Annotated in this window: 18 protein-coding genes; 7 read left to right on the top strand and 11 right to left on the bottom strand. The window is 73.4% G+C overall.

Annotated features, from left to right (window positions below; genetic code table 11):
* Positions 1-788: 788 nt before the first annotated feature.
* The 11 genes from ACIRS1_RS14130 to ACIRS1_RS14080 form a co-directional block, all read right to left on the bottom strand.
* A complete protein-coding gene (locus tag ACIRS1_RS14130; protein WP_402839257.1) occupies positions 789-2,174 on the bottom strand; it encodes a BTAD domain-containing putative transcriptional regulator in 1,386 nt (461 codons plus the stop codon).
* Positions 2,175-2,213: 39 nt separating this feature from the next.
* Positions 2,214-3,065 carry an aldo/keto reductase gene (locus tag ACIRS1_RS14125; protein ID WP_402839255.1) on the bottom strand — a complete coding sequence of 284 codons (852 nt, stop codon included), beginning with the start codon at positions 3,063-3,065 and terminating at the stop codon, positions 2,214-2,216.
* Positions 3,066-3,286: 221 nt separating this feature from the next.
* Positions 3,287-4,081: an amidohydrolase family protein gene (locus ACIRS1_RS14120; protein ID WP_402839253.1), complete on the bottom strand. Its 795-nt coding sequence runs from the start codon at positions 4,079-4,081 to the stop codon at positions 3,287-3,289.
* A gap of 132 nt (positions 4,082-4,213) precedes the next feature.
* The gene (locus ACIRS1_RS14115; RefSeq protein ID WP_402839251.1) at positions 4,214-6,415 is read right to left on the bottom strand and encodes a prenyltransferase/squalene oxidase repeat-containing protein; all 2,202 of its coding nucleotides are present in this window, start codon (positions 6,413-6,415) and stop codon (positions 4,214-4,216) included.
* Between the two features lie 19 nt (positions 6,416-6,434).
* Entirely contained in the window at positions 6,435-6,938 is a 504-nt protein-coding gene (locus ACIRS1_RS14110; protein ID WP_402839250.1) for a hypothetical protein, read from the bottom strand.
* Positions 6,938-8,170 carry a hypothetical protein gene (locus ACIRS1_RS14105; RefSeq protein ID WP_402839248.1) on the bottom strand — a complete coding sequence of 411 codons (1,233 nt, stop codon included), beginning with the start codon at positions 8,168-8,170 and terminating at the stop codon, positions 6,938-6,940. Before ACIRS1_RS14105 ends, ACIRS1_RS14110 begins: the two co-directional genes overlap by 1 nt.
* Positions 8,167-9,102, bottom strand: coding sequence for an acyltransferase (locus tag ACIRS1_RS14100; protein WP_402839246.1), 936 nt, complete (start codon positions 9,100-9,102; stop codon positions 8,167-8,169). The genes ACIRS1_RS14105 and ACIRS1_RS14100 overlap by 4 nt, the downstream gene beginning before the upstream one ends.
* Complete coding sequence (gene rfbA / locus ACIRS1_RS14095) at positions 9,099-9,968, bottom strand: glucose-1-phosphate thymidylyltransferase RfbA (RefSeq protein ID WP_360211067.1); 870 nt, start codon at positions 9,966-9,968, stop codon at positions 9,099-9,101. Before rfbA ends, ACIRS1_RS14100 begins: the two co-directional genes overlap by 4 nt.
* A 51-nt stretch (positions 9,969-10,019) precedes the next feature.
* The gene (gene rfbB / locus ACIRS1_RS14090) at positions 10,020-10,994 is read right to left on the bottom strand and encodes a dTDP-glucose 4,6-dehydratase (RefSeq protein ID WP_387899669.1); all 975 of its coding nucleotides are present in this window, start codon (positions 10,992-10,994) and stop codon (positions 10,020-10,022) included.
* Positions 10,995-11,294: 300 nt separating this feature from the next.
* The gene (locus tag ACIRS1_RS14085) at positions 11,295-11,855 is read right to left on the bottom strand and encodes a nuclear transport factor 2 family protein (RefSeq protein ID WP_402839244.1); all 561 of its coding nucleotides are present in this window, start codon (positions 11,853-11,855) and stop codon (positions 11,295-11,297) included.
* 411 nt (positions 11,856-12,266) lie between these two features.
* The gene (locus ACIRS1_RS14080) at positions 12,267-12,860 is read right to left on the bottom strand and encodes a TetR/AcrR family transcriptional regulator (RefSeq protein ID WP_402839243.1); all 594 of its coding nucleotides are present in this window, start codon (positions 12,858-12,860) and stop codon (positions 12,267-12,269) included.
* 268 nt (positions 12,861-13,128) lie between these two features.
* On the opposite strand from ACIRS1_RS14080, the gene ACIRS1_RS14075 reads away from it, so the two are divergent.
* The 7 genes from ACIRS1_RS14075 to ACIRS1_RS14045 all read left to right on the top strand — a co-directional run bounded on the left by ACIRS1_RS14075 (position 13,129) and on the right by ACIRS1_RS14045 (position 19,853).
* The gene (locus ACIRS1_RS14075) at positions 13,129-14,358 is read left to right on the top strand and encodes an MFS transporter (RefSeq protein WP_402839241.1); all 1,230 of its coding nucleotides are present in this window, start codon (positions 13,129-13,131) and stop codon (positions 14,356-14,358) included.
* Between the two features lie 34 nt (positions 14,359-14,392).
* Positions 14,393-14,779 (top strand): metalloregulator ArsR/SmtB family transcription factor, encoded by a 387-nt coding sequence (locus tag ACIRS1_RS14070; protein WP_360211057.1) that lies wholly within the window; start codon positions 14,393-14,395, stop codon positions 14,777-14,779.
* A 136-nt stretch (positions 14,780-14,915) separates the two neighbouring features.
* Positions 14,916-15,308 carry a nuclear transport factor 2 family protein gene (locus tag ACIRS1_RS14065; protein ID WP_360211055.1) on the top strand — a complete coding sequence of 131 codons (393 nt, stop codon included), beginning with the start codon at positions 14,916-14,918 and terminating at the stop codon, positions 15,306-15,308.
* A 224-nt stretch (positions 15,309-15,532) separates the two neighbouring features.
* Positions 15,533-16,186: a hypothetical protein gene (locus ACIRS1_RS14060; protein WP_360211053.1), complete on the top strand. Its 654-nt coding sequence runs from the start codon at positions 15,533-15,535 to the stop codon at positions 16,184-16,186.
* A 374-nt stretch (positions 16,187-16,560) separates the two neighbouring features.
* The gene (locus tag ACIRS1_RS14055; RefSeq protein WP_402839238.1) at positions 16,561-17,853 is read left to right on the top strand and encodes a helix-turn-helix domain-containing protein; all 1,293 of its coding nucleotides are present in this window, start codon (positions 16,561-16,563) and stop codon (positions 17,851-17,853) included.
* A 318-nt stretch (positions 17,854-18,171) separates the two neighbouring features.
* A complete protein-coding gene (locus tag ACIRS1_RS14050) occupies positions 18,172-18,564 on the top strand; it encodes a cobalamin B12-binding domain-containing protein (protein WP_387900015.1) in 393 nt (130 codons plus the stop codon).
* Positions 18,561-19,853, top strand: a complete 1,293-nt coding sequence (locus tag ACIRS1_RS14045; protein ID WP_402839237.1) for a methylaspartate mutase — start codon at positions 18,561-18,563, stop codon at positions 19,851-19,853. The genes ACIRS1_RS14050 and ACIRS1_RS14045 overlap by 4 nt, the downstream gene beginning before the upstream one ends.
* Positions 19,854-19,883 lie beyond the last annotated feature (30 nt).

Genomic DNA, 19,883 nt, shown 5'->3' with positions numbered 1-19,883 from the left:
ACGAAACGGACCGCCTCGGCGGTGCTTCGCTGCACCGGACGGCGGCCGTCAGGACCGGGTCTCACCCGGAGATGTCGTCTTCACCCACCACGTCTGCGACTCCTCGATCACACGGTTCGTGTCCATCCGAGCGTAACAGTCGCCCTCGCCGGTCCGCTCGGCATTTTCCGGGCGGGTGGGCCTCCGGAGGTCGACCGTGCGGTCAAGGGGCGCTCCCGGCCGCCTCGTTGACAGCTCAGGTGACGCCATGCCAGCATCGTCACCAGTTGAACGGGTGACGAAACCGGATGGCGATCGACAGTCCGGTCCGGGTCGCCGTGCCGAGACCGCTCCGGCTGTCGGCCGGCTGCGCCCACCCCTGATGTCCACCACGTCGAACCCCACCTTTCGGGCCCTCCCGACGACGGGACGGACCGATCTCGTCGGCCCCGTCACCGTCCTGACAGGTGATGAGACTGCCTGATGCGATCGTCACCAGTCAAGCAGGTGACGCAACGAGGGTAGAGTTCTGCCCTATGCAGTTGGTAGGGAGTTCTCGCCTATGAGTCACCGGATCGACAGGTGATGCTCACGGCTGCAAGCTGATGGCGGCCCGGCCGCGATGTGCGGGCCGACCAGGGCGGACCAGAACTGACCGGCGCTGCCCGGTGCTGAGCAGGGCCGCCCGGTGCCGCCCGGCGCTGAGCAGGGCCGCCCGGTGCCGCCCGGCGGGTGTCGGAGAACAGGTGGACGGCGCTGTCCGACCTGTGTCCGAACCTCCGGCGGATCCCCCGGCTCCCGTGGGGGAGTCAGACGACGGGCCGCCCCTGGGGCGGAGTGAGCATCACGATGCGCAGGTCGGGGTTCCCGATTGGGGTGAGCAGGTGGGAGACCACCTGCACCGGTGCCGGCGTGATCTGCGGGACGCTGACGGTGTACTGGTGGTTCTCCCGGGTCTCGACCTCGATGGCGTCCCGCATCAGGGTGGAGGCGCGCTCGCCCCGGGCCTTGAAGGCGTTCAGGATGCCGGTCAGGACCGGGTCGCCGGGGTGCTTGGACAGGGCGAGCTTCAGCATGCCGAGGTAGACCAGGACGTGGCTGTCCCAGTCGTGCAGGGTGACCCTCGCCATCGGGTCGGCCAGGGCCCAGCGCAGGAGGTTGGCGTCGTCGCCGGCCAGCGAGGGGAACCAGCGCTTCATGGCGTGGTTGCCGTGCAGGATGTTCCAGCGCGAGTCCATCACGTAGCCGGGGTTGGGCTCCTGGCCGCGCAGCAGTTCCTTGATCCAGTCGGGCACCTGCGGGCGGGTCCGGTCGGCCGTGCGCGGCTTGGGCACGGTCGGGGCCGCCGGGGCGGCGGCGAGGCCGTGGGCGCTGGTCCCCAGGCTGCGGTAGAGCGCCTGCAGGTGGGGGGAGGGCAGCACCCCGAGCAGGTTGGAGAGGATCTTGCGCAGGTTGTTGTACTCGTCCAGGGCCTCCAGGACCCGGCCGGACGTGGCGAGGGTGGTCATCAGGAGCTCCCACAGCCGCTCCTGGAGCGGCCGCTGGGTGACCTCGCGGCGCAGCCGGGCGACCACGGCGGGCGCGCCGAGCTGCCTGACGGCCAGTTGGCACCAGGTTTCGAGCACGGCGGTGCGCTCCTCGTGCAGGGAGACCGCCTCGTTGGCGAAGGGGTGGCCCTCCAAGCCGTCCAGGGCGGGCCCGCGCCACAGGTCCAGGGCGTCGGTGAACTGCTCCAGGCCGACCCGCTCCTCGCCGTTCTGCAGCAGGACGCGGGCCCGGCGGACGGCGTCCCGCCACAGGACGACGTCGCTCTGCTGGGCGTTGAGCAGGATCCGGTAGCCGCCGGGCTCGGTGCGGATCAGGTCCTTGCCGTCGGGCAGGCCCTGGCGCAGCTTGGAGATGATCTTGCGGATCTGGTCGATCGCGCTGTCGGGCTCGTTGCCGCCCCAGGTGGACTCGATCAGCCGGTGGTTGGGGATCACGTGCGGGGACGAGAGCACCAGGTGGACCAGGACTCGTCTGGTGGCGTCGCCCCGGATGTTGACGGGCTCGCCGTTGATCCGGATGGCGGGCGCCCCCAGCAGGCTGACGTGGAAGGCCTCCCGCGGGGCGAGCTTGCCGACCCCGTTGGACGGCCCGTGGACGATGGGCAGCCGGAAGCCCGCGGAGGCGAGCGCTGCGGTGGAACTGTTCATGGGTGTCGATCCTTCCGTCAGTGGCGGCGATGGGCAGGGTCAGACGAACAGCTCGGCCAGTGCGGTGCGCTGATCGGCGGTCAGGGGCGGCGCGGCGCCCGCCGCGACGTTGGCCAGCAGGTGGGCGGGGTCGAGGGTGGCGGGCAGGGTGACGTGCACCCGCTCGTCGGACAGCCCCCAGCGGAGCAGGGCCTCTGACGCGTCGGTGCAGCCGGCGGCGGCCGCCAGTCGGCGGGGGTCGGGGGTGCGGTTCAGCAGGCCGCCCTCGGCGAAGGGGCGCATCACCAGCACGCCGATGCCCAGTTCCCGGGCCAGCGGCAGGATGCGTTGCTCGACGGCGCGTTCGCGCGGGTTCAGCGGGATCTGGACGGTGTCGTAGACGCCGGTGCGCATGGCCTGTTCCAGGTCGGCCGCGGTGCCGCCGCCGAAGGCGTGGTCGCGCCAGTAGGTCAGGCCGATCCGGCCGATCCGGCCGCGCTCGCGCTCCTGCTGGAGCCAGTCGGTGTGGTTGCGCCAGCCGATCACGTGGTGCAGCTGGAGCAGGTCGACCCGGCCGTCGAACAGGCGCAGCTGGTTCTCGAACTGGCGCCTCCCCCGGGCGGGGCCGTCGGCCCAGATCTTGGTCGCGACGAAGGCCTGCTGCCGGGCGGCGCCCAGGGCGCGGGCCAGCACCTCCTCGGAGCGTCCGTAGACGGGCGCGGTGTCGAAGACCCGCACCCCGTGGGCGAGGGCGAGGGCGACGATCTCGCGGGCCAGGTGCTCGCGCCCGGCGGGGAGGTCGAAGCGGCGCCAGGTGCCGAGTCCTACGCAGGGTAGGTGGGGGCCGGTTCGGCCGAGCCGGCGTGCGGCCGGGGTCTGTGAAGCTTTGGCGGGGATCTCGGGGACTAGCATGACGTAAGGGTGACTCAATCAGTCCTTTTCATGCAACTGGTTGGTTTAAATAACAGAGCGTCACGAGGTCTGCGACCAGCGGAAATCCGCGCCATGGCCGTCCCGGGCCGGTGAAACGTGACCTACATGACAGCGGGGGCGGACGGGAATCGCTCCCGTCCGCCCCCTGCAAGGATTCTGACGTTCAGTCAGACTGTCGAATCGTCAGATTCGGTGAAGATTCAGCCCGCGATCCCCAGCAGCTCCGCGAGGTTCTCACCCATCACCCGGGCCCGGGCGCCGGCGTCCGGGATCACCCGCTCCACCAGGATCCGGTTGGTGTACATGTCGGCGAACGGGGTGTTGGAGCCGAACAGGCAGCGCTCCGGCACCTCCGCGGCGGCCAGCCGCGGCGCCAGCGAGACGAAGGAGGAGCCCAGGTCCAGGTAGAGGTTGGGGATCTCCTTCACCAGCTCGATGGTCTCCAGCCAGTTCAGGCCGCCCAGCACGCCGATGACCACGGGCACCGACGGGAAGCGGCGGGCCAGCTCGGCCGTGGTGCGGATGTCCCCGGCGGTCTGCGGGGCGAACCCGTGCACCAGCAGCGGCAGCGCCCGGCCGCCGACCGCGGCCTCCTGCACGGCCCGGAACACCGGCTCCAGCTTGGCCGCCTCGTCGGACCCGAAGGTCAGCTCGCCGACGCCGGCGTAGCCGGGCTCGAGGACCTCCTGCTGGAGCGCCTTGGCGGTGTCCTCGTACGACAGGCCCACCGGCACCTTGCCGAAGGCCACGAACCGGTCGCCGCCCTCGGCCAGCGCCTCCCGCAGCTCCCGGCTGGGCCGCTCGCGGCCGTCCGCCTCGCCCTGCAGGACCCGGTGCAGCACGGACATCTCGCTCTTGAACGAGGCGATGTCGGTGGAGTGCTCGATGTGCGGCAGGGTCGACAGCAGCACCGCGCGGTCGATGCCCGCCTCGTCCATCGCGGCGATCTGGGCGGAGGTCGGCAGGACGACGTGCTGGTGGCAGTCAAAGATCATCGGAAGGTGTCCTTCGGTCGTGGTGAACGGCGTGCGGCGTGCGGCCTGCGGCCCGTGGGGAACGGCGCGTGGCGGGTGGTGGACCGCGCGGGGCGTGCGGAGCCCCGCGCGGTCGCCCGGGGTGACCCGGGATCAGGTCATGATGACGGCCCAGTACGGGTTCAGCTTGCCCTCCAGCATGTGCAGCGCCTGGATCGCGATGAAGCCCTCGTCGGTGGTCTCCGAGGCGCCGCCGGGCACCCGGCCGAAGCCGCCGTCCGAGCTCTGCCGCGCGGCGATCCAGGCCCGGCAGGCCGCCGGGTCGGCGGGCTCCGAGCCCAGCACGTACAGCGAGGCGATCGCGTGGTAGGAGCCGACGAAGCTCTCCGGGCCCGACGGGCGGTAGCGGAAGCCGCCGGCCTCGGTCTGCAGGCCGCGCAGCCAGGCGATGGTCTCCTCGTGGCGCGGCGGCTCCAGGCCGAGCGCGATCAGGGTGTCGACCACCCGGAAGGTCGCGAAGGTGTCCGAGGGGTGGCCGGGCTGGTTGCCGTAGCCGCCGTCCTGGTTGCGGCAGGCGGCGAAGTAGGCGACAAGGTCGGCCTCCCGCTCCGGGCGCCGGCCCAGGGCCAGCAGCGCCAGGACGGCCAGGTTGCAGTGCCAGGCGTCGCCCGGGTAGCCGGGGGCGTTGCCGAAGGCGCCCTCGGCGTGCTGGCAGGCCTGCAGGAACGCGGCGCACTGGTCGGTGTCGTAGTCCGTGCCGCCGAGCACGGTCGCCGTCAGCACCGCGCAGTAGGTGGTGAACGCCTCCGAGAGCAGGCTGGGCTGCTCGCCGAAGCCGCCGTCCGGGTTCTGGGTCGCGTAGATGCCGGCCAGCAGCTGGTCGCGGTTGGCGATCGGCTCGTTCAGCGCCATCAGGTCGGACACCACGTGCAGCACCGAGAAGGTCTGCGCGGTGCGGTCCGAGCGCAGGCCCAGCGGTGCCCGGTACGGGGTCAGGCCGTAGCCCAGGCCCGAGGCGGTCGAGCGCAGCCAGGCCAGGTAGGCCGGCAGGTCGATCAGCCCCTCGGACAGCGGCTCGCGGGAGACGTAGGAGAGGTCGCGCTCCAGCGGCCAGGGCTTCAGCTCGGGGGCCGGGCCGGGCACGGTCGGCGCGGGCTGCTCGCGGTCTCCGAGGGCGGCCAGCGCCAGCAGCTGGGTGGTGGCGTGCTTCTCGTGGAACGGCACGTACGCGGTGTTGCCGACGGAGAAGGCGCCCGCGGAGCGCGGCGGCACCATGACGTGCCGGGCGAGCGGGACGGTGGCGTCCACCGGGGTGGAGAACCAGCTGCCCTGGCCCTGGAAGATCCCGCCGACCGCGGTGTCGGTGTAGCGCCAGAGCTCGGCGGCGGCCAGCGCGGACAGCTCCTTGGCCCACACGTCGTCGGACAGCTCGGCGACCCGGTCGGCGGCCAGCACGGCCAGCGCGTGGTCGGGCATCAGCTTCGCGGGGAACGGCGAGTCGGGGCGGCCGTACTGCGCCAGCAGCGGGTCGACCCGGGTCTGCGAGTCGGCGGACACCCGGTCCCACAGGCCGCGGCCGCGGGTGTGCTCGTGGGTGTCCAGGTGGCGCAGCACCTTGCGGGCGTGCTCCAGGGCGCCGAGGTCCGGCGATCCGGCGGCGGTGGCGCGCTCGTGCAGGGCGGACCAGGCCAGCACCGCCAGCGCGCTGGAGCGCAGCCGGTAGCCGTGGAAGGCGTCCGGCTCGCCGCGCGCGGTCAGCGCCGCCCAGGCGCCGTCCGCGGAGTCGAACGCGGCCAGCTGCTCGGCGGCGGCGGTCAGGAACGAGGCCCAGAACGCGTCGCCGTCGTCCACCGCGTGCGCGGCCAGCACCAGCACCGCGACCTGCTCCAGCAGGCTCGCGCCGTCCAGCACGGTCGCCCCGTCGCGGTGCAGGCGGGCCGGCCAGCCGCCGGCGAGCACGGACTCGGCCAGCGGGCGCAGCCCCGCCCGGGCCTCGGCGGCCGTCGCCGGGTCGTCCAGGGCGGTGCCCGCGTGGTGCAGCGCCCACCAGGCCAGCGCCTGGGTGGCGGGGGTGCGCACGTCGCCGACGGGGTGCACGGTGCCGGTGACGTCCAGCAGCTCGTGGAAGCCGGCCGCCTGTGCGTCGTCGAACTCGCGCAGGGCCGTCAGCAGGGTGCGGGTGAGCTCGGGCTCCTCGGCCTTCGCGAGCACCAGCACGGCCAGGGCCGCGTCCCGCAGGGTGCGGTCCGGGGTGACCGGGTCGGCGGCGTCCCGGCCGAGGACGGCCGGGACGCGGCCCCGGACGTCCACGAAGTTCTCGGTGAAGAAGTCGTGCAGGGAGGGCGGTCGGGACATCGGGACTCCTCGGTCGGTCTCAGACGGTTTCGGGAAGCGGGACGAAGCGCGGGTCGAAGCGCTCGTGGACGTACAGGCGGGCGCCGTCGTCGCAGCTGATCAGGTACTCCTTGTAGGCGCACGGCTCGTCGTCCGGGCTCCAGCGGTCGGTGCCGCTCCCGAGCAGTCGGCGGTGCTGCAGGGTCAGGGTGTCGCGCAGCCGGTGGCCGAGCGGGACGGCGTCGTCGGCGGCGCCGGACCAGCCGCGCGGGGGTGCGGTGAATACCACCAGGTTGCGGCTGACGACCTCGTCGTCGTCGGTGACCAGCACCGAGTGGCGCTCGACCACGGTGTGCTCGGGGCCGAGCCCGAGCGAGGCGAGGGCCTGCGGCGGTGCCTGGCCGGCGCCGACCCGGTGCTGGAGCGAGACCCGCACCGACAGCCGGCGGCCCAGCAGCGACTCCAGCAGCACCGTGGTGGAGCCGTCGCTGGCCAGCAGCATCCGGGTCGCGACGGGCAGTGCGAGGGTGGCGGGTGCCGCCATCAGCGGGCGCGGCCGGCGGCCGCCAGCAGGTGCCGGGCGGCGAGCGCGGTGCCCGGGCCCTCGGGGGCGACGGCGAGCTGGCCCGGGGTCGGGGCGCCGTGGTCGGGCCGGACGGCCAGCAGCGGGGCGACCGTCGCGGCGAGCTGCTCCGCGGTGGGGTCGATGCAGGTCGGGAAGCCGAGCAGGTCGAGCCTGCGGGCCGCCTCGACCTCGTGGTACTCGCCGAGGCTGCCGAGCACGAAGACGGTCGGGATGCGCATCGCCGCCACCTCCGTGACGGTGATCCAGCCGGGCGCGGAGAGCAGCACGTTGGCCTCCCGCAGCAGCGGCATCCACTCCGGCAGGTAGGGCAGCTGGATCACCGACTCGGGCGCCGGGACGGGCTCCCGGCCCAGCAGCACGAACTGCAGGTCGGGGTGCTGCCCGCGGAGCAGCTCGTAGGCCTCCAGGTAGCGGTCGACGACCTTCTGCTTGTTCTCCAGGAACATCGTGGTGCCGCCCACCGAGCCGACCATCAGCGGCCCCTCGGGGATGCCGAGCTCGGCGCGGGCCTTGCCCTCGGCGTCGGACGGCGGGATCCGGCGCACCATCGGGCCGGTGAACACCGCGTTGCCGCCCGGGCGCAGGGCCCGGGCCACCGCGGTGCCCTCGTCGAGCTCGGGGACCAGCGGCTTGTCGGTCAGCACCAGTTCGGCGCCGGAGACGATCCACTCGAAGCAGGCGTGCAGGGCCTGGCGGCCGCGCCGCAGGTCCTCCGGCTCGATGTCGAAGCCGCCGTCGACCAGGGTCTGGTCGTCGAGCTGGTACAGGGTGAAGTCGTACCGTTCGGTGACCAGGGCGTGCCGGGTGCCGAGGATGGCGGCGGCCATGCTGGCGGACATGTTGTAGTCGCTGACCAGCAGGTCGGGCCGGTGCTCCTGGATCAGGGCCAGGTACTGCAGGATCCGCTCGCCGTTGACGAACGCCGGGGCGAGGTAGCCGCCGATGTAGCCGTCCCAGTCCATCCGGCGGCCCAGGTTGCTCTTGGTGGCGTAGTCCACCGGCCGGCCGGCCGCGAGGTCCACCACCGTCACGCCGGCCTCGGTGAACAGCGGCGTGAAGGTGGACTGCAACGAGCCGAGCAGCACGGTCAGTTCGGCGTCGGGCTGCTGGGCCAGGATCTCCCGGGCCAGCGACAGGACGCGCATGTTGTGTCCCGAGCCGGTGGCGGCGGGTGCGAACAGGATCTTCATCGCGGGCTCCTGGTGTCGGAAGGGGTGAGTACTCCGTGGGTGGTGCGGCCTTCCGGCACGTCGCCCACCACGATCGCGCCGTCGGCCACCCGGGCCCGGTCGCCGATCGTGCAGGGCCCGATGACGGTGACGCCCGCGCCGATCAGCACGTCCGCGCCGATCGAGACCGGGCCGGCCCGCCAGGGCAGTGAACGCCGGCCCAGGTCGTGGCCGCTGGAGAGGACCTGGACGTCGGGGCCCAGGACGGTGCGGTCGCCGACCGACAGTCCGCCGCCGGCCTCCAGGACGGCGCGGGCGCCGATCCGCACGCCGGTGCCGAGCCGGATGCCGCCCAGGGGTGACGGCCCGTCGGGGCGCCCGAGCGCGATCGGCCCGGGGCCGATCCGGACGTCCACGCCGCCGCCGAACTCGGCGTCCAGCAGCCCGCCGGTGCCCACCCGCCAGCTCGGCGGCAGGGTGACCGCGCGGGGTGCGCGGCGGCGGACCAGGGCGACGATCGCCGACGGGTCCGGCAGGCCGTCCTCGACCGGTGTCCGGTGGCGCAGGATCCGCGCCGGCCGGCCCACCACGACGGTGTCGTCGGGGACGTCCCGGGTGACGTGGGCGCCGGCCGCCACCACCGCGCCCCGGCCGAGCCGGACGCCGGGGGCGACCACGGCCCGGGCGGCGATCCAGGCGCCGGCCCCGACGGTGACCCGGGCGCCGCCCGGCTCCCCGACCCGGGCCAGGGAGGCGACCATCGCGCCCGGCCCGAAGTCGGCGGCCGCGATCGCGCTGCGGAAGCCGATGAAGACGCCGGCGGCCAGCGTGCTGTCCTCCAGGGACACGCCGTGGCGGACCCAGCAGCCCGGGCCCACGGTCGAACCGTGGGTACGGGTGCGCGGCTCCACCAGCGCGCCGTCGTGCGGTGCGGTGTCGGTCGGCGGGGTCATGCGCCGGCCAGCTCCAGGACGTACTGGCCGTAGCTGGAGGAGGACGAGAGCCGCTTGCCGATCAGGGTGAGCTGCTCCCGGTCGATGAAGCCCATCCGGTAGGCCACCTCCTCCACGCAGGAGATCCGGATGCCCTGGCGCTTCTCCAGGATCTGCACGAAGGTCGAGGCCTCCAGCAGGCTGTCGTGGGTGCCGGTGTCGAACCACGCCGAGCCGCGCCCGAGGTTGACCAGCCGGGCCCGGTTCTCCCGCACGTAGGTGAGGTTGAGGTCGGTGATCTCCAGCTCGCCGCGGGCCGACGGGGTGAGCCGGGCGGCCCGGTCCAGGGCCTCGTTGTGGTACATGTACAGACCGGTGACGGCCAGGTTGGACTTCGGCCGGTCCGGCTTCTCCTCCAGGCTGACGATCGCGCCGTTCTCGTCGATCTCGGCCACGCCGTACCGCTCCGGGTCGCTGACCGGGTAGCCGAACAGGGTGCAGCCGTCCAGCCGTTCGACCTCGCGGCGGAGCATGGTCGGCAGCTCGTGGGCGTAGAAGATGTTGTCGCCGAGCACCAGGCAGAGGTCCTCGTCGCCGACGAACTCCCGGCCGATCAGCAGGGCCTGGGCCAGGCCGCCGGGGTTCTCCTGGACGGCGTAGCTGAGCTCGATGCCCAGGTCCCCGCCGTCGCCCAGCAGTTCGCGGTAGACGTCGAGGTGGTGCGGGGTGGAGATGATCAGGACCTCGCGGATTCCGGCGTGCATCAGCACCGAGAGCGGGTAGTAGATCATCGGCTTGTCGTAGACCGGCAGAAGTTGCTTGGAGTGCACGCTGGTCAGCGGGCGCAGTCTGGTGCCGGACCCGCCGGCGAGGATGATGCCGCGCATGAGCTGTTCCTTCCTGGTGCGGAGGTGTGCGTCTTCCGGAACTGAGTCGGATCAGGCGGCGTTCGCCAGCAGCGGCTGCCACCAGGCGGAGTTCTCCCGGTACCAGGCCACGGTCTGCGCGATGCCGTCCTCGAAGCTGACCTGCGGGCGGTAGCCGAGCCGGCGCAGCTTGCTGTCGTCGATGGAGTAGCGGCGGTCGTGGCCCTTGCGGTCGGCGACCGCGCGCACCGAGCTCCAGTCCCTGCCGAGGGCGTGGAGCAGTACCCCGGTGAGCTCCTTGTTGGTCAACTCCCGCCCGCCGCCGATGTTGTAGACCTCACCGGGGGCGCCCTCGCGCAGCACCAGGTCGATGCCGCGGCAGTGGTCGTCCACGTGCAGCCAGTCGCGCACGTTCAGCCCGTCGCCGTAGAGCGGGACGGTGCCGCCGCGCATCAGCGTCGTGGCGAACAGCGGGATGACCTTCTCGGGGAACTGGTACGGGCCGTAGTTGTTGCTGCAGCGGGTGATGCTGACGTTCAGGCCGTGGGTGCGGGCGAACGCGCGCACCAGCAGGTCGGCGCTCGCCTTGGCGGCGGCGTACGGGGAGTTGGGCTCCAGCGGCCACTCCTCCGTCCAGGAGCCCTCGTCGATCGAGCCGTACACCTCGTCGGTGGACACGTGGACGAAGCGCGCCAGGCCCTCCTGGAGGGCGGCCCGCAGCAGGTTGTGCGTGCCGACGATGTTGGTGCGCACGAATTCGCCGGAGTTGCCGATCGAGCGGTCCACGTGGGACTCGGCGGCGAAATTCACCACCGCGTCCACTTCGGAGAGCAGTTTGGGGACCAGCTCCTCGTCGGCGATGTCGCCGTGGACGAACCGCAGTCGGCCGTCGCCGGAGACGGGGGCGAGATTCTCCAGATTCCCGGCGTAGGTGAGCTTGTCGAGAACGGTGACGCCGGTCACATCGGTGCCCAGTCCGCCGGTCAGCAGACGGCGGACGTAGTTGCTACCGATGAATCCGGCGCCGCCGGTCACCAGAATGTGCATGGGAAAGCTCCTCTGGTAGCTGTCGAGAAGGCGACGGACTTGGCGCCGTCCGGTCCTGAGGTGCGGTGATGACCCACCGTCGGAGACCCGCACGGGCCCCTCGAGGACAGTTCCCATCGAAACAGTCGAACGTTCTTTCGCCCTACCGGCGACCTACCTTCCGGGTACCGGAATGGCGGCCCGAAACACGGCGGAAGCAAAAGAGCTCCCGCGGACCGCGGTGCCGGCCCGGGCGGGGCGGCGTGCGGTCCGCGGGAGCTCCGTCGCGGATCCGGTGGTGGATTTGTCGAAGGTGGTTGTCTATTTCGGGTCGAGCTGGGCCTGGAAGACGGCGTACTCGAAGTAGGCCCTGCACTCCTTGATCAGACCGGCGGAATCCAGCTGGAAGACGTTGATCCCGGACCAGTTGACGGGCCGGTTGGACAGCGTGACCGCCGCACCCCGCCAGGTGACGGCGACGAAGTCGGCGGTGGCGTGCGCCTCCAGCGGGGTGATGCCCAGGAAGGGGCGGAAGTTCGGCAGGACCGAGGCGATCCGGGCCCGGATGGCCGCGCGGCCGGTGATCGGGGGCCGGCCGACCGGGTCGTGGAAGACCGCGCCCTCGGCGAAGGCGTCCGCCCAGGCGCGGGCGTCGGCGCGCTGCGAGGCGGCGAAGAACTGCAGCACCGAGGCCGGCATCGCTGGGAACCCGGCGTAGCCGTGCGGCGGTTGGTAGTGCTTCGCGTCGGGGGCCGCCTCGTCGCGGGCGGGCGTCGCGGAGGCCGGGGCGGCCAGGCCGCCCGTCAGCGCGCCGGCGCCCAGCAGCGCGCCGAAGCCGAGGGCCGTGCGGCGGCCGACCAGGGCCTGCTCTGCCGTACTCATGGGGTACTCACCTGTCTCTCGGTCGGTGGGCCCGCGGCCGCCTCTCGGTCGGTGGGCCCCGAACCACGGGGACGCCGCTCCCCGGCCGGGTCGGTCGCGCGCCGCCGGGATCGAGGCCGGGGCACCTCGCAGGGGTATCCGGGCAGGCGGGGGCTCGACCCGCGGACTGCCGGGGAGCGGCTCGGGGGCCTCCGGCCCGCGGGGAACGCGTGAGCCGTGGCTGAGCCCCCAACCTAGGGCGGGCCCCGCGCCCGGACAAGCTTTTCGATGAAGGTGGAAGTACCGGCGCCGGCCGGGTGTGGAGCGGGCCGGGAGGGCGTCCGGTGCCGGGCCGCCGGCCGGGTGCGGAGCCGGTCGGGCCGCCCGGTCAGGCCGCCCGGGGGTGCGTGCGGCACCCCCGGGCGGGCCGGGTCACTTCTGGCCGGCGATGGCCACGGCCGCGGCGATGACGGAGGCCTTCACCCGCTCCAGGGCGCCCTCGTCGTCGCCGACGATCATGCGCCTGACCTGCGGGACGGCCATCGGCCAGCCCACCAGGCCGGTGAAGATCAGCAGGAGCGTCGGCGCGTCGATCGCGCTGATCTGCTCGGACTCGGCGGACCGCACGCTGTTCAGGTCGGCGGCCTTCTGCTGGTAGTGCGCCCGGCGGGACTCCTCGTCGGGGACGGTCTGGTCGGTGAACTCCAGTGCCTCCCAGAGCAGCAGGCGGGTCACCTCGGGGTGGTTCTGGTGGTACGTGAAGAGCCGGTCGAGGTAGTCGGGGACGTCCACCTCGCCGTCGGCGGTGGGCGGCGGCACGGCGGCCGCCAGCTCGCCCAGCGACCGCTTGAGCACGGTGGCGAAGAGCGTCTCCTTGTCGCCGAAGTAGAGGTAGATCGCCTGCTTGTTGGCCTGGGCCTCCCGAGCGATCCGGTCCACGCGCGCGCCGGCGACGCCGTAGCGCGCGAACTCGTCGAGCGCGGCTTGGTAGATCCGGTTCCGGGTTTGCTCGGAGCGTGAGGTCATCGGCCAGGCATCCTCGGGTCTCGCGGACGGGGGGAGGGGTAAACAAGTGACTGGTTAGTTTAGTCGGCCGGGTCAAGCCCGACCAACCGATTGAATAAACCATCTGGTTGGTGTAGAACTCGTCGTGACGCCGCCGACCGACCGGCTGCCTCCTCCGCCGGTGCCACACGGCCGGTTCAACACCCTCGCCGTGCCCGGGGATCCGTCCTTCCCCGGCGCGATCAGCGCACCAGCCCGCTCACCCCATCCGCGTGACCAAGGATCTGTCATGACAGACACTCCGGTTCTCCCCCGTGCCGTGGCCGACCCTCCCGGCCCCACCACCGTCCGCCCCATGCTGTTCCTGGTGATGGCGGTGTGCAGCGGAGCCACCGTCGCCAACGTCTACCTGGCCCAGCCGCTGCTGAAACTGTTCAGCGACAGCCTGGGGATCTCCCACTCCTCCGCCGGCATCGTGGTCACCTGCGCCCAGTTCGGCTACGCGGCAGGCATCCTCTTCCTGGTCCCGATGGGCGACGTCCGGCGGCGCAGGCCGCTGCTCGCCACCATGCTGGGCGTCACCACCGCCGTGCTGCTGGTGGCCGCGGCCGCCCCCGGCCTCGGGGTGCTGGCCGCCGCCACCGCGGCGATCGGCGCCGCCACCGTGATCCCGCAGGTCCTGGTGCCGCTCGCCTCCGAACTCGCACCGCCGGAGAAGCGCGCCGCCGTGGTGGCCAACGTCCAGATCGGCCTGATGACCGGCATCGTCGGCTCCCGGGTGATCGGCGGCGCGGTCGGGCAACTGGCCGGCTGGCGGGCCGTCTACCTGCTGGCCGCCGTCCTGACCGCGGCCACCGGCGCCCTCACCGTCTCGCTGCTGCCCAAGGAGGGCGCCCGCCCGGCCATGAGCTACGGCAGCCTGCTCGCCTCGCTGCCCCGGCTGGTGCGCGACGAGCCGGCCGTACGGCACGCCTGCGTGCTGCACGGTGCGCTGTTCGGCGCCTACAGCGCCACCTGGACCACCCTCGTGCTCGTCCTGACGAACAGTCACTACGGTTACAGCAGCGCGGTGGCGGGCCTGTTCGGCGTGCTGGGCCTGGCCGGTGCGGTGTCCGCCCCGTGGGCCGGGCGCTACATCGACCGCAAGGGCGCGCAGCCGATCATCATCGCCTCGCTGGTGCTCACCCTGGTCTCGGCCGGCGCCTACGCCCTCGGCGGCTCGCTGCTCGTCGCCCTCGTGGTGGCCATCGTCCTGGCCAACGTCGGGGTGCAGTGGAGCCAGATCGCCAACCAGGCCCGGATCTTCGCCTACGTCCCCAACGCCCGCAGCCGGGCCAACACCGTCTACATGGTCGCGGTCTTCCTCAGCGGGGCGGTCTCCGCGGCGGTCGCCAGCGCCTGCTTCGGCTCCTACGGGTGGGGCGGGGTCTGCGCGGTCCAGGCTGTGCTCGCGGTGGTCGGTCTGCTGACCGTCCCGCTGATGCGCCGCCACGACCGCCGCCACCCGGTGGCCGGCTGAGCCGGTTCCCGCCCACTCGCCCGTGAGGAGAGCAATGATTCCCCACTCCGTCCGTCCCCTCCCGAGCGCCACGGGCGCCGCCGCCGGCACCGCCGCCGGCACCCGGGCGGCAGCCGCGACCGAGACGCTCCCGCACGACGAACTGGCCGGTCTGTTCAAGGCGCTCGGCGACCCGATCCGGCTGCGCATCGTCTCCATCCTGCTCGGCCGGGAGGCCAACGAGGCCTTCGTCGGCGAACTCCTGGACTCCTTCGAGCAGTCCGGACCGACGATCAGCCACCACCTGAAGATGCTCCTCTACGCGGGCCTGCTGACCCGGCGGCGCGAGGGCACCCGGCTCTACTACCGCCTTCAGGCCGACGAGTTGTGCCGGGTCGACCTGCTGCGGCAGCGCCGCACCGTGGACGCCGGCCCGGCCTGACCGGGCAGCCCGCCCCCCTGAGCCGGCCGCCGGACCGCGGCGGCCGCCCTCACCCCCCAGACCTGCCCGACGGGCCCGGAGCCCGTTCGGCAGCCATCACGAGATATCCCGAACACCCCGACAGAAAGGCGAGTCGATGACTCTCCCCGCCATGCCCAAGGCCGTCCTGCAGTTCTTCGAGGCCTCCCAGTCGGCTGACGCCGACCGCTGGGCCGACGCCTTCGCCGAGGACGCGCTCTTCCACGACCCGGTGGGCACCGAGCCGATCAAGGGCCGCGAGGCGATCCGGACCTTCATCAAGTCCGTCATCCCCAACTTCGACCCCTTCCTCGGTCTGACCCCGCTGGAGGCCCACAACGTCGGCGAGTTCACCGCCGTCTCCTGGCACGGCGCGGCCGTCGCGAAGGACGGCAAGCCGGTCAACTGGTCGGGCATCAACGTCTACCAGCTGAACGGCGAGGGCCTGATCCAGGAGGCCAAGGCCTACTTCAACCACGCGATCTTCGCGGCCCAGCTCGCCGCCAACTGAGAACCCGCGGGTTCTCCCGGCCGAGCCCCCCGGAACCGGGCCCGTACGGTACGACCGGTCGTACCGTACGGGCCCTGCCGCGCACCCGGGCCGGGACTCCGGCCGCCGGCCCGCGGTGACCTGTTCGCAGCAGGCCCGGTGGCGGGAACGGCGGGGAGCGGCGGAGGCTGGTGCCGAGCAGGATCGGGCCGCTGAGGGTTCGGCCGTGAGGCAGGGACAGGGGCATGCCGCGTTTCAACGACAGGCCGGGACGGGCGTCGGGTCGGACGGGCCGCAGGGCCGGACTCGCCGCGGTGGCGCTGGGCTGCACGGTGCTGGTCGCCGCCGGCTGCGGGTCCTCGGGCTCCTCCTCGCCCACACCGTCGCGCTCCTTCTCCCCGGACGTGAACTCCTTCTCCGGCCAGCTGCCCTCCTCCGTGGCCTCGGCCAAGTCCTCGTTGCTGGAGTCGGCCTCGGCGGCCGCGTCCGCGGCCTCGGCCGCCGCCTCCAAGGCGATGGAGTCGCTGTCGGCGGCGGCGTCCGCGTTCGAGTCGTCCGTCTCGGCCCAGGTGGCCGCGGACCGGGCCAAGGCGCAGGACGTCCTGTCGAAGACCGGGGGTGCGGGCAACGCCGTCTCGGACGTCACGCTCACCGGCCTGCCGAAGGCCCAGGCCGCGGGCTTCAACGCCGCCCTGGTGACGGTCGTCAACAGCACCGGCTCGACGACGTCGTACGCGGTCAAGGTCGAGTTCCTCGACGAGACCGGCAAGGTCGTGGACACCTCCTACCTCGGCATCCCGGACGTCGCCGCGGGGGCCAAGGCCACCCGGACGGCCTTCAGCCCGATCGACCGGGACAAGGCACTGGTCGCCAAGGTCACCCAGGCCCAGCGGTACTGACCCGGCCGGCTCACCGCAGGACACGAGCGCCGCCCGCTCCGCCGTCACTCGGACGGCGGAGCGGGCGGCGCCCGTCATGGGGCCGGGGGCGGGTCGGGCGGGGCCGCGCGGTGCTCCGGGCGGGGCCGTGAGCAGGGGTTCCGGGCGGGCTGTGAGGCAGCCGTGAAGGTCGTGGGTGGGGCCGGTGATCGGCCGTTGATCGTGCGTAGACGGCAAGCCTGGAGCATCGGGGACCAGAGGGAACCGGTTCGGAGGCCACAGCCTGACCACCGGTGCCCGTGCGGCCGGACCACAGGCCGCGCGGGTACCCGGGGCTGATGCCGTCACCGGACCCGACCCCAGTAGGAGTCCGGACCACGAAGGGCAGACGAGGCATGGACGGCGGGCAGTCGGTGCAAGCGGTGAGGACGGCGGCGGGCTTCGGCGAGCTGCTGCGGCTACGGCGCGAGCGGGTCGGGCTGACCCAGCAGTGCCTGGCCGATCACGCGACCCTGAGCGTGCGGGCCATCCGGGACATGGAGAGCGGCCGGGTGCGCAGGCCCCGCAACGAGACGGTCCGGCTGCTGGCGGACGCGCTGCGGCTGGAGGGCCGCAGCCGCACGGACTTCGAGGAGGCGGCCCGCCGGCACCCGCTCGCCGACGAGGCGCCGGCCGCACCGGCCGCGCCGCCGGTGGCGCGCGGGGCGATCGTCGGGCGGGAGATGGAGGCCCAGGTACTGGCCGACGCCTTCGCGGTGCACGGAGACCGGCTGGTCTCCCTGGTCGGGCTCGGCGGGGTCGGCAAGACCCGGCTCGCCCTGGAGGTGGCCGGCCGGCTCCACCTGGCCGCCCGCTGGTCGGTGCGGTGGGTGGACTGCGGCGGGGGCCCGCACCCCTGGCGCGGGCTGCTGGACGACATCGTCCGGGACCTCGGCAACCAGCCGGCCCTGCTGGTGCTGGACGGCGCCGACGGCGGGGTCGACGCCGGCCGGCTGGACGAGCTGTTCCACCACTGCCCGGGGCTGCGGGTGCTGATCACCGCCCGGGAGGCCCGCCCGCTCCCCGGCGGTCAGGTCATCCCGCTCGCGCCGCTGCCCGTCCCGGAGCCGGAGCTGGACGCCGATCCGGAGGCGCTGGCGCAGGTCGGCGCCGTCCGGCTGCTGCTCTCGCACCTGAGCAGGCTGCGGCCCGGCTACACCCTGGAGCCCTCAGAGGCGCCCGCCGTCGCGGAACTCTGCCGCCACCTGGACGGCCTGCCGGGTGCGCTGGAGCGCGCGGCCGGGTGGGCGCTGGTGCAGTCCACGTCCCAGCTGGTGGCCCGGTTGACGGCCGTCCCGTTCACGCTGGCGGCCCCGCCGGTGGTGTTCGGGGCGCGCGGTGACGTGCGGGACGAGGTGGAACCGGCGATCCGGCGGCTGACCGACCGCCAGCGCGACCTGCTGGAGGTGCTGGTGGACGAGCCGGGGGACTGGTCGGGGGAGGACGCGGTGGTCCGCAGCGGCTGGTCGCTGCAGACCTGCCTGGAGACGGTGCACGAACTGCTCTCGCGCGGCCTGATCCGCAGCGTGCCCGCCCGAGACGGCGTGCGCTTCACGGTGCTCAACCTGTGCCGGCGCCTCGTCCGGGAGGAGCCGGGGTTCCGGCTCGCACCGTCCGGGGAGCTCCCGCTGCTGGCCGCCGCGGTCTGACCGGCGGCAGGCCGACCGTGCCCACCGGCCGCGCCCGCCTGCCCGCCCGGGGCCGGCCCGGCCGTGCCGGCGGCGCTTCCGCCGGCGCCGGTTCTGCCGCTTCTTGCCGCCTGACCTGCCGCCCGACCTGCCGCTTGCCGGGCCCGATCGTTCCTAACGTTCTCCCCGGGGCCGGGGCCGCCGCGGAACACGCGCCGGAGTTCCCGGACCGCCGGCCGGGGCGTCGGCGGCACGCCATCGACGATCTCTACCGATGAGGGCTGAGTTGTGGAGCACGGAAATGCCGAACAGACCGGGCTGGACGTCGTCGTGACGACGATGGCCTCGGACTCGCACACCTGGAACCTGGTCTTCCTGCAGTTGCTGCTGGAGGAACTGGGCCACCGGGTGACGAACCTGGGCGCCTGCGTCCCGGACGGGCTGCTGCTCGCCGAGTGCCGCCGGATCGAACCGGACCTGATCGTCATCAGCAGCGTCAACGGCCACGGCCACCAGGAGGGCCTCAGGGTGATCCCGGCCCTGCGGGCCTGCCCGGAGCTGCGGACCACCCCGACCGTCATCGGCGGCAAGCTCGGCATCGCCGGAGCCGACGACCCCGACCGCGAACGGACCCTGCTGGAGGCCGGGTTCGACGCGGTCTTCGAGGAGGGCGGCTCGGTGGCCGGGTTCCGCGAGTTCGTCGGCGGGCTGCGCTCCCGGGTCCTGCTGTGACGAGCTTCGGAGGGTTCGTGGCGCAGGCCGCGGAGGCCGGCGCCCTGGTGGTCCAGCCCCGGATGGGGATGGCGGAGGCGTCCCGGATGCGGGAGGGCCTGCTCGCCACCCGGGGGGCGGCCGCCGTCACCGTCGGCACCATCACGCTGGACAGCTACACCCGCACCGGCGACCTCGACGCGGCGCGGCGCGCCCTGGCGGCCGGGGCGGGCCTCAACGGCTACCCGATCGCCACCCATCCGGTCGAGGTCACCCGGGCGGTGCTGCACGGGGTGGCGGACGCGGGCTTCCCGGTGCAGGTGCGGCACGGCTCGGCCGCGCCGGAGCGGATCGTCGAGGCGCTGCTGGCCGTCGGCCTGGACGCCACCGAGGGCGGGCCCGTCTCCTACTGCCTGCCGTACGGCCGGACCCCGCTCCACAAGGCCGTGTCCAACTGGCAGCGCAGCTGCGAACTCCTGGCCTCGGTGCGGGAGTTCGGTGCGGATCCGCACCTGGAGACCTTCGGCGGCTGCATGATGGGCCAGCTCTGCCCGCCCTCCCTGCTGATCGCCATCAGCGTGCTGGAGGCACTGTTCTTCCGCCAGCACGGCCTGCGCAGCATCTCGCTAAGCTACGCCCAGCAGGCCGACGCGCGCCAGGACGAGGAGGCACTGGCCGCCCTCGGCCGGATCTCGGGCGAGCTGCTCCCGGACGTCGACCGGCATCTCGTGGTCTACGCCTACATGGGCGTCTACCCGCGCTCGCCCGGCGGCGCGCGGCTGCTGTTGGAGGACGCGGCGCGGCTCGCCGTGCGCGGCGGCGCCGCCAGACTGATCGTCAAGACCACGGCGGAGGCACACCGCATCCCGACCGTCGCCGAGAACGTCCGGGCGCTGGAGACGGCCGCGGCGGCGGCGGCCGCCGAGCGCGACCGCCCGCGGCCCGCCGCGCCGCCGGACACCGGCATCGAGGCCGAGGCCAGGGCGCTGATCGGCGCGGTGCTCGACCTCGACGCCGACCTCGGGCGGGCCCTGGTCCGGGCGTTCGCCGCCGGCTACCTGGACGTGCCCTACTGCCTGCACCCCGACAACGCCGGGCGGGCGCGCAGCTCGCTGGGCCCGGACGGGCGGCTGTACTGGTCCGCCGTCGGCTCGATGCCGATCGCCGGGCTCGTCGAGGGCGGCCGCCCGCCGATCCTCGGCTCGGCCGGACTGCTGACCGCCCTCTCCCACGTCCAGCGGAGCTACGACGGCAGGGCCGGGGACGCCTCCGAGCCGGCCGCCGCCCGCAACGTTCCGGCCGCGCGCTGAGCCGACCGTCGGCGCACCCCCCCGCCCACC

Source organism: Kitasatospora sp. NPDC101176 (assembly GCF_044768035.1).
Classification (GTDB): domain Bacteria; phylum Actinomycetota; class Actinomycetes; order Streptomycetales; family Streptomycetaceae; genus Kitasatospora.
This window is presented reverse-complemented; position numbering and strand designations above follow the sequence as displayed.